Annotated in this window: 9 protein-coding genes; 5 read left to right on the top strand and 4 right to left on the bottom strand. The window is 35.9% G+C overall.

Annotated features, from left to right (window positions below; all coding sequences use genetic code 11):
* Positions 1-1,105 precede the first annotated feature (1,105 nt).
* A complete protein-coding gene (locus F6K15_RS36210) occupies positions 1,106-1,588 on the bottom strand; it encodes a CYTH domain-containing protein (RefSeq protein WP_293070727.1) in 483 nt (160 codons plus the stop codon).
* A gap of 33 nt (positions 1,589-1,621) precedes the next feature.
* Between F6K15_RS36210 and F6K15_RS36205 the strand changes: the two genes are divergently transcribed.
* A complete protein-coding gene (locus F6K15_RS36205) occupies positions 1,622-2,107 on the top strand; it encodes a gluconokinase (protein ID WP_293070725.1) in 486 nt (161 codons plus the stop codon).
* Between the two features lie 844 nt (positions 2,108-2,951).
* Here F6K15_RS36205 and F6K15_RS36200 read toward each other — a convergent pair.
* The 3 genes from F6K15_RS36200 to F6K15_RS36190 form a co-directional block, all read right to left on the bottom strand.
* Positions 2,952-3,473: a YidB family protein gene (locus tag F6K15_RS36200; protein WP_293070723.1), complete on the bottom strand. Its 522-nt coding sequence runs from the start codon at positions 3,471-3,473 to the stop codon at positions 2,952-2,954.
* Between the two features lie 72 nt (positions 3,474-3,545).
* On the bottom strand, positions 3,546-4,826 hold the full coding sequence (gene iscB / locus F6K15_RS36195; protein WP_293070721.1) for an RNA-guided endonuclease IscB: 1,281 nt from the start codon (positions 4,824-4,826) through the stop codon (positions 3,546-3,548).
* 408 nt (positions 4,827-5,234) lie between these two features.
* Positions 5,235-6,215 (bottom strand): carbohydrate kinase, encoded by a 981-nt coding sequence (locus tag F6K15_RS36190; protein ID WP_293070719.1) that lies wholly within the window; start codon positions 6,213-6,215, stop codon positions 5,235-5,237.
* Between the two features lie 253 nt (positions 6,216-6,468).
* Here F6K15_RS36190 and F6K15_RS36185 point away from each other — a divergent pair, with 253 nt between their 5' ends.
* The 4 genes from F6K15_RS36185 to F6K15_RS36170 all read left to right on the top strand — a co-directional run.
* On the top strand, positions 6,469-6,774 hold the full coding sequence (locus tag F6K15_RS36185) for a response regulator transcription factor (RefSeq protein ID WP_124143783.1): 306 nt from the start codon (positions 6,469-6,471) through the stop codon (positions 6,772-6,774).
* An 8-nt stretch (positions 6,775-6,782) separates the two neighbouring features.
* Positions 6,783-7,088 carry a hypothetical protein gene (locus F6K15_RS36180; RefSeq protein ID WP_124143782.1) on the top strand — a complete coding sequence of 102 codons (306 nt, stop codon included), beginning with the start codon at positions 6,783-6,785 and terminating at the stop codon, positions 7,086-7,088.
* A 306-nt stretch (positions 7,089-7,394) separates the two neighbouring features.
* Positions 7,395-8,288 (top strand): sulfotransferase domain-containing protein, encoded by an 894-nt coding sequence (locus F6K15_RS36175; protein ID WP_293070712.1) that lies wholly within the window; start codon positions 7,395-7,397, stop codon positions 8,286-8,288.
* Positions 8,289-8,584: 296 nt separating this feature from the next.
* Positions 8,585-9,945, top strand: a 1,361-nt coding sequence (locus F6K15_RS36170) for a hypothetical protein (protein WP_293070693.1), incomplete at its 3' end; no start/stop codon positions are given.

Below are 9,945 nucleotides of genomic sequence, written 5' to 3'. Positions count from 1 at the left end.
TCCCAGGGGCTATAGTTGAAAAATCATCAATCTACCATTCATACTAGAGCGAACCCCACAAAAAACTTATCTACAATCTAATAACCCAGGGGCTATAGTTGAAAAATCATCAATCTACCATTCATACTAGAGCGAACCCCACAAAAAACTTATCTACAATCTAATAACCCAGGGGCTATAGTTGAAAAATCATCAATCTACCATCTACATCAGAGCGATCGCTACACAGAAAATCTATCTAAAATCTAATAACCCAGGGGCTATAGTTGAAAAATCATCAATCTACCATTCATACTAGAGCGAACCCCACAAAAAACTTATCTACAATCTAATAACCCAGGGGCTATAGTTGAAGAATCATCAATCTACCATCTACATCAGAGCGATCGCTACACAGAAAATCTATCTAAAATCTAATAACCCAGGGGCTATAGTTGAAAAAAATACCAACTTAGTAGTCTCTACCTCAGGGCAAACGCATCTAAATTCTGGAAACTTCTGCCGTTAAGCTTTAGAGGAGTAATAAGTATAAATATTCAAAAGTCTGACATCTTTACCCTGTAATATCATGTCCGTTGGTATCGGAGCGTGTATAAAGTTGGGGAAATATCTAGCGCCATTAATGGTTTTTCCTTCTCTTAAAGCTTCTTCCTTCTTCCAACTTCGGTCTTCCTTACCTTGCTCTATACAATACCGATGCTACCGGACATGATATAAGAACTTCAAAATAAGATGCGTTTGCCCTGGTCTCTACCTAAAGAAAATAATATATAGCAACTGCCAAGTTGATGTTTGACAATTAGAGCATCTTGCTCGCGTCATAAATCATCATAATTAGAGTTTGCTGATTAACTATCAAAGCATTAACAGATAAAGATTTTATCCTTCTGAGATTCCCAAGGGGTGCGCTTATTTTAGTCTAAAACGTTCAAAAAGTTAGCATTTTAGGCAAATCAGGCACAGAAAAATTGAGGGACAAAACGCCCGCTCCTACCTCCTGTAAATTCCCATTTCTCCTGTCTCCTGTCTTCCCCTCCTGGAAGGGGTTAGGGGTAGGTTGTCTCCTGTCTCCTACCTATACTAAAAGACTTTCCATACGCAAACCCTAATTATTAATTATTGAAGACCAATTTTTCCAAGGATTTTTCGATAAATTAGAATTAGTATATCTCTTATCGTGAGATACTTCTTCTCCGATCCAGTCTGGTAATTCAACTTCTTGATTTTCACGATCAAGTTCAACTTCAGCCACAATTAAACCTTGATTATCTCCAGCAAACTCATCAACTTCCCAAATAAAATTACCATGAAAAACCTTATATCTAACCTTTTCAATTAAGGGCGAACTACACAAAGTATTTAACATCTCTTGAGCATCTTCAACTGGAATAGAATACTCATATTCTGACCGTGAATTACCAACAGAAGGTCCTTTAATAGTTAAATAGCCTTGGTCCCCCACAATTCTTGCCCTTAATGTTATGCCATCTTCTGTAGACATATAACCTTGACGATAAACTTGCCCAACAGCTTGATTACGCCACCCGTTACCTTTAACTAAAAATTTGCGTTCTATTTCTATTGCCATTTTAATATTTAAGAACTTTTGAGAATAAATACAATGATTATTATCATAATGGGAGTTTCTGGTTCTGGTAAATCTACTATTGGAAAATTATTAGCAAAATCTCTAGATTATGACTTTTATGATGCTGATTATTTTCACTCCCAAGCTAATATTGAAAAAATGAGTAGTGGTAATCCTTTAAATGATGCAGATCGAATTCCTTGGTTAGTAGAAATAAGAGATGCAATTGAGCAATGGTTAGAGAATAATAAAAATATTATATTAGCCTGCTCTGTTCTCAAAAAAGCTTATCGTTATCTACTGATAAAAGACTCACAAAATATTAAACTTGTCTACTTGAAAGGGTCTTTTGATTTGTTAACTCAAAGACTAAAGGAACGAGAAAATCATTTTATGAAAGTCGAAATGTTAAGAAGTCAATTTGACGATTTGGAAGAGCCAGAAGAAGCAATAATAATAGATATAGATGCTGTAAAATCTCCCGAATATATTATCAATTCTATTAGGAATAGTTTGTAGAAATTTTCGTAACCGCTCAATAATCCGGGGTAAATAGGTAAATGGCAAGCCTCAAATGGCGTAAAATCGTTCCTAAACTGGTAGTCCGCCCCCATTTATTGAGCGGATACAAATTTTCTTTATTATAGGTAATCAACTGGGAGAAGGGCAGGAGATAGAGAATATGGAATTCAAATATATAGAAAACCATCTAAAAAAAGGTATTTAGAGGTAAGCATTTCCTGCGGAATGCTGCGCAAACAGCGGTCAGCTAGCCTCCTATGGTCGGAACTTTCCTAGGTCATGCTACGCAAACGTTAACAGTTATCAGCTTTATAGAATTAAAAGTATCAGTAATAGAATTGTCCATGACTTAACCTTAGCAGTAAGTGCCAGCCACATCTACATTTCCCTCCATAGAGTTGAAAATATAGTAGAAATTAAACGAGTACTTGCTTCATTCATTTTTATTGCTGATAGCTGACTGCTAATAGCTGAATACTTACATTTAGAGAGCAAAATTGTTTGAAGATTTGCGTAATAATTCTCCCTTCAAATATTTACTTTTCTTCTCCCTGATGGAAAAAGCTTTAAAGTCTTTTTGCAACTCATTTATCCCTAACCTTTAATTTCTAATACCAATTTTATGTAAGACTGCACAGAATGAGGTGTTAGGTCGTAGGTCCCTTGAATAGTCTAGTCAAAGTAGTAATATTATCTTTTCTTTCACGGGTTTAATACCTCACAATCAACAGGAGTGCTTAAAATTATTTGGGGTTTTTATCCCCATGCAATTTGGCCTTCAGCATAGCTGCCTTCAGCATAGCTGCCTTCTTCAAATCACCTAAAACCTAAAACTTTTCCTTTACTTCAAAAAACGACTTGCCATTCCCATCATATCTGAAATATCAACATCCCCATCTCCATCAGCATCCAAAAAGCTATTTAAAACATTATTAGATGCCTGATTAGGATTTTGAGTATCATTGCCAGTTTTCAATAAATTCAGAATTAGTGGCACTAAAGTAGGCAATAAATTCTGGATTTGTGAGAGGTCAAAACCTGTTTTTTCAGATATACTCTGAACAATTTCAGTTATTTGATTAGCTGAAAATAGAGATGCCACAGCTTGGGGGTTAGGGTTTGTACCTGCAAACTGATTAATAATTGCTTGAACTGCTCCATTACCAGACTCTTCTCGCTTCTGCTGTAAAGCTGAACGTACATGACCACCCAAAATTGACATAGCAACTTGAGTTGCACCAGAATTTCCTCCGAGATTGCCACTTAGTTGCTGTACTGTACCAAGAATACTACTCAATTGACTTGTACTAGCTTCTTGATTAGGGTTATTAATAGCACCAACAATTTGATCGAAAAGTCCCATGATTTTTAAACTGTGATAATTGAGTTGACAACGAGCTTCAGAAAGGCCAATAACCTCTTAGAAAAAATGTACTCAAAATGAGTAATTGTATCCATCTCGTCTATGGACAGGTTGGATATGGTTTCGAGATACAGACAAGATTTTATCCCCCTGTCGGATATCAAAATTGCCTTTGCTTCTCACCGTTTTAATCCTGACTCCTTTTAATCCAGCATTTTGGCCTTTGATGACATTGATAATGTCCCCTGTTTTCCAACCTGGTACAGGTTTTTTTGCTTTGTAACCAATCCTAGGAAAACCATATTTGTCCATCTGTACCATTTGTCGGCAACCATGTCCCATTGCTGTGACGACCAGGGGTTGAGAAGTCAGCATTGTTAACTTTTCAACTTCACCAATACAGGCAGCATCTATCCAGTGTTCTTTTGCTAAATTCAACCGACGACGGTTATATTTAGTACCAGCACCACTACCAGTAATCATAGGCAGACCTGTTGCTGTTAAAGTTTCAAAGATTTGAGTGCGAGTTGAGTTCACGGCAGCAGCATCTTTTAATGGGGTTTTGGCAACCTTTAGAACACGAGCTAGTATAGAGGGTTTATTTTCGAGAAATTCCCGAATATCCATAGCACCCTTATTTTGGTTGCATTGATGACAAGCTATAGCTAAATTAGATACCCTATTACTACCACCTTTTGACCGTGGAACTATATGTTCAACTTCTAACGGCGTATCTGTTGCTCCACAATAAGCACATGATCGACCCCATTTCTCTAATAGATATTCCCGGACATCATAACCAAATAGTTCCCCTTTTTGATATTCAACTCCTGAAATTTCTGGGTTCTGTATTTTCTGGGTGTCAAACTTGACCAATTCCATAGCTAAACTACTTACTGGACTTAGTTTACAAAGTCTATTCACCCAAGTTTCTACAGTCAAAACCCGATGCCTTAAACTTGGTGGCAGCCATCCTTTTTTTCGTTGGCGGTTGAAAAATCTGCACTTACGGTAGCGAGTTTTCCGATGACGGCGACCTCGACGAAGAGTTAGCCGTCGCTCCAAAGCATTTTTGATTTGCTGGCCACGATGGATTAAAACCATTGCAAAGATAACTTCTTCACTTTGGGTAACTATTGCAAAGCCTGTTTGTTTAGAACCAGGGTCAATTTTTAATTGCAAGCCTTGAAAATCAACAGCCACCAATTTATTCAGAATTATTGTGAACGGGTAGTGCTTGAAAACCTTGGCTTTGCGAGATTTTAACAATGACCTCGCCATGGCTGGTTTGCATGGTGCTAGGGGTTTTTTCTTGGCGTCAAGTACGAATACATAATTGGTTGAATTGGACATTGTTGCGTCCCTTCTACAAAAAGTGTAAAGTTGGCCTCGCCCGGTTATTTAAGCTTTTTACGTTCGGCACACTAGCTTTTCAAATCTCTTTGCCTGTTTAATGCCGAACAATAGAGGTCGGAACTGGCGGAGCATCCCGACGTATTGTGACTAAAATAACGTTTACTTGAAAAAAGTGGGCTGGACTCACCATTTAAATACAAAATTTGCGTTTTGATTAGATTTGTGGTTAGTCTACTGAAGTCGTCTTTATCAGGAAAGGCAGAAGGCAGAAGACAGAAGGCAGAAGGGAATTCTGACTCCTGCTCCTGCTGCCTATGACCGAATGGAGCAAGGGTATAAAACCCCATCCAATTGTTTCTTCTGCCCTCTGCCCTCAGCATAAGTGCCTTCGTTATATGATCTATCTTAGTTACCCAAATAGCTACTGAAAAATGCCTCAACTTCATCTAAAGTAGGTTGAGCAGACATTGCTCCTTTCTTAGTAGCACTTAAAGCACCCACGGCACTAGCATAAGTAACAATTTTTTTTGCTACCTCTGGTTGCTGTAGTTGACGAATACCATATTGGCGCAACTGATGCACAAAACCTGCGACAAAGCTATCGCCAGCACCAGTAGTATCCACCACATCTATTGAAAAAGCTGGTACTTTTCCTTCATTTTCTGACAAGTAGTAAGCACAACCTCGATCTCCAGCAGTTATTAATGTGCCTTCTACTGAATCTAATTGGTAAGTAATTGCAGCAGGTTCGGTAGATTCAAATAGCCACTCAGCTTCTTCTATAGAGAGTTTGACAAAATCCACTCTTTTTAGTAAAGAATATATAAGCTCCTTAGCTTCATCTGGATTCGGCCAAAATGAAGGACGCCAGTTGACATCTACCATGATTTTGAGATGGTATTGGTCAGCCAATTCAAGAGCTTGGTCAATTGCTTGTCTAGTTTCAGGATAAGCTAGTCCTAGGGTTCCTAAGATTAAAAACTCACTATGCAAAAATAAAGATTCTGGCAAAAGTCCAGCTTGTAAATGGGTATCAGCAAATTCTGTTGTCTGGCGATCGCCAAAACCAACAAATTCACGCTCCCCTGTTGTAGAGTGTAATACATAGACTTTCCGTGTTGGTGCATCAGGATTTTGCTGGATACCAGTAGTGTCTACTCCCACTTCTTGCAAAAGTTTTACCAGTGTTTTGCCTTCTGTATCTGGACCTACTGCACTAATTAAAGCGGTAGGTGTCCCTAGTTTGACTAAACCACAAGCAACATTGGCAAGGGCACCACCAGGGTAGATTGTCCAAGACTGAACTTGATTTAGAGGTATTCCCGGTTGATCGGCTAGACAATCAAATAAAATTTCACCGAGACAGAGAACATGAAGATTGGTCATATTGATTAGAGTATCTCAAGTTATATATAGGTTAGGTAGGGAAATTAGGAATATTTTAATGGTGATTAAAATCTAAGGTATATTTAAAATCAATAATTTTTTATTTTTTTTTAAAACATAATTAACTAATTTTATCCTCCCTCAGTTTTTTCGTACTTTTCCCACTTATAGATTGTCATTAAGGTGAATTTTGTCAAGATGTCTCTAAAATTATAATTAGGCAGATATACATATATATATATAGGCAAAAGTTATGACTGGTTGCGAGTCTCAAACCAAAATATCCCTTTCAGAAAGGGAACTTCAAGTTGTGGAGCTAGTGGCAGATGGGTTGACTAATGAAAAAATCGCCGAGAAGCTAGAAATTAGCAAGCGAACGGTAGATAATCATATCAGTAATATTCTGAGTAAAACTTCAACCCATAATCGAGTAGAACTGGTTCGTTGGGCTTTGCAGTGGGGCAAAGTATGTTTGGATAGTATCAACTGTTGTAATTTACCAGATACAACGGAACAATTGGTAAATCATAGCTTAGAGGGCGATCTATTGGGAAGGTAAATATCAAGATGCAGACTGCGAAACAAAAACAACAACGTTATCAAATTAGCTGTCAAGGGCTACCACTAGCAGTATATCGAGAAGTAGCAGCTCATTTGCGTCAAGTCGGCAAAGTAGAAGTGGACTTATTTTTTCATCCTGCGTCAGAACCATTTGACTATGAAAAAAGCCAAATAGGAAGTCTGTGCTTGGAGTATGCAGAAGATGCGGAAGATACTGTCCGCCAAAAAGTAGACCAAATATTGGCCTATTATCAATCTAAATTCGGGCCTTGGGAAGCCAATCAAATTGCAGGTAATGGTGAGGGAGATTAGTCATTGCTTAAATACCAGGGACTAATGACTGTCCCCTCTCTCAATTTTTTAGTAATTATTGTTCTAATATCTGGTATTAAAGTTACTCTAGAAGATCAAACAAAAGTCTTACTTTTTACTAATAAACTCTATTTTCAACAATAACAAAAAGAGCTATAGCAATTCCCAAGAAGCGTGAGGTACAAAATTCGTGTGTTTTAGGGAGTAGGAAGTAGGGAGTAGGGAATAGAAAAACAACTGTACCTCAGTAACTTGAGAAACGCTATATGTTAGTATGTAATTATTATTTATAAGAAATTAGTTATTATGTCTCAATCTAAATTACCTAACTTTATTATTTTTGGCTCTACTAAATCAGGCTCTACTTCGCTTTGTAACTATCTTGTTCAGCATCCAGATATTTTTATTAGCAAAAGGAAAGAACCTAATTTTTTCTTGTATGATGAAGGTAGCATTATAACTAATAAAAAAGGAAAGACTACAGTTTATACTATAGATTGGTACAAGTATTGGTTTAAAAAAGCACAAGAGAAAGCTATTGGAGAAGCTTCTGTATCTTACATAGCTAATGAACAAGCTCCTATTAGAATTAAATCAAGATTACCAGATGTTAAATTAATTGCTTTATTACGCGATCCTGTGTCTCGTGTCTATTCTCATTATTTATTTAATCAAAGAAACAATAAACACGAAGGTGAAAAATCTTTGTTAAAAGTAATAGAAGCTGACCAAAAGCAAGGATCTCCCGAGCAGTATTTTGAAAAAGGGTTGTACTACTATTACCTAAAAAAATATTTTGATATATTTGACCGTCAAAATATTAAACTTTTCTTATTTGAAGATTTTACCTCAGATCCTCTAAAGGTTGTCAAGGATATATTTACATTCTTAAATGTAGACAGTAGCTTTGTACCTGTTGTTGGAGCCAAAGATGCTCCTTCAGGAATCCCAAAAAATAAGACTATTTATAATTTTATTTATAAAGATAATTTCCTTAGAAAAGCTTTACGTCCAATTATGAGAACTTTATTTCCTAACCGTGAAAAAAGAAGAACATTGTGGACGAATCTAATAAGTCGAAATTTATCTCGCCCTCCTCTACCTTCAGAAACGAGAAAAGTCATATTGGAAATGTATAAACCTGATATCATAAAATTACAAGAACTAATAGACCGAGATTTGTCAAAATGGTTGTCTTAATTTGAGCAATTGCAAGTAATACTTTTACCAATTATTCATTCAGTAGAACATGGTAATTTTTGGGCGCTATGTATCAAATTGTAAATTAGCTCAAAAGTTTATATTAATTGCTTTTAGGAGTTTTTTGGTTAAAAATGCAACGTCTTTTTTTTTGCCTGCTCTACTTATCTATTAGTAATTATTGAATACTATATTGCTCTTACACTAGCTTTCTTTAGAACTGACTAATATTGAGAGATAAGCAGAATTATTATAATTCTCAATTAATTAACTATTGAAACATCAGAGATGTTACTATGCCACCAATACCATCTTATTTAATCCCTCTAGTAATTGTTTTAGTAATTGTACCATCTGTGGTTGCTATATTATTAAGAATTGTACTTCATTTTGACTTAGTAAATCAAGGCAATAAAGTTAGAAGACTAATTAATCAGCAGTCAGTAAATAAGCCAAGATTTATCGAATATTTAGAGGACAGATTTACAGATGCGAGTAGTAAACTAGAGCAAGTTAATACAGGAGCATTAATAGACCAAGTTTATAGTAGACAAAGATTATTTGGATTAATATCTTATGAACAAATAGAATATTTCTGCCGAATTTTACCTAATCTACTTGTATCTTTTGGATTATTAGGTACTTTTATCGGGATTACCATTAACTTGACTTCTTTAAGTCAAACAGTTAGTGATACTAATGCTACTGATGTTAGTAGTTTGCTCAGGGAATTACAAGTACCATTACAAGGCATGGGAATTGCCTTTACTAGCAGCTTAGTAGCAATATTATTTAGTGCAGTAGTTACAGCAGTTAATTTTATTTTTAATACTAGTCTTGCTAAAACTAGATTAATTAGTTTACTAGAAGACTATTTAGATAATATTTACTTACAAACAATAGAAGGTCAAACTCAGCTTGATAAAGTAGTAAAAGCTGTTGCTTATTCTTTTGAAGGATTTTTAACCAGATTTGGTCAAACAGTCAGAGTAGGAGTAGAGTCAGCTCTGCAAGATAAAATTCAAGAAATTCATAATGCTAATACTACTACCAGTAAATTAGCAGAACAGACTTTTGTACGATTAGGAGAAGCTGCTGCTACAGTGGCGAAAAGTTCTAAAGATTTTCAGATAGCTTCTGATAAGTTTCTAGAAGTAGCACAGATATTTGAACATAGTCAATTTCCGCAAAAGTTAGCTAATTCAACAGCAGAATTAGCCAATATTCAAAGTAATTTTTCTCAATCAACTTCGACTCTAGCTACTGCTGTTCAAGCAATAGAAATAGTAGTAATTGAACTACAGGGATATAGTAAGAGATTAGCAAAATTTGGAGAACAAATTACCAGTAATAATCAAACTTCATTAAGACTATTAGAATCTCATCAAAGTAATCAAAAATCTTTAGCTGAGATGATTCGACAATTACAAGAAGCATCACAAGGTTTTCAATTAGCGGTGGGAACTCTGGATAGTTTACAAAGAAGAGTAGTATCCAAAGCAGATAATTTAGATGAAGTACAAATTCAACTCAAAACTTTAGCAAATGCCTTGAATAACTCCACAGATGGTATTAGTCAGAGCATTAAATCTTTAGGAGACCAAATAGGGAAAGGTATGAGTAATCAAGCCAATCTAAATAATTCCCATTTAAGCGA

Source organism: Okeania sp. SIO2B3, assembly GCF_010672525.1.
Taxonomy (GTDB): domain Bacteria; phylum Cyanobacteriota; class Cyanobacteriia; order Cyanobacteriales; family Microcoleaceae; genus Okeania.
The sequence above is the reverse complement of the archived record's forward strand: the minus strand, read 5'-3'. Positions and strand labels throughout refer to the sequence as shown.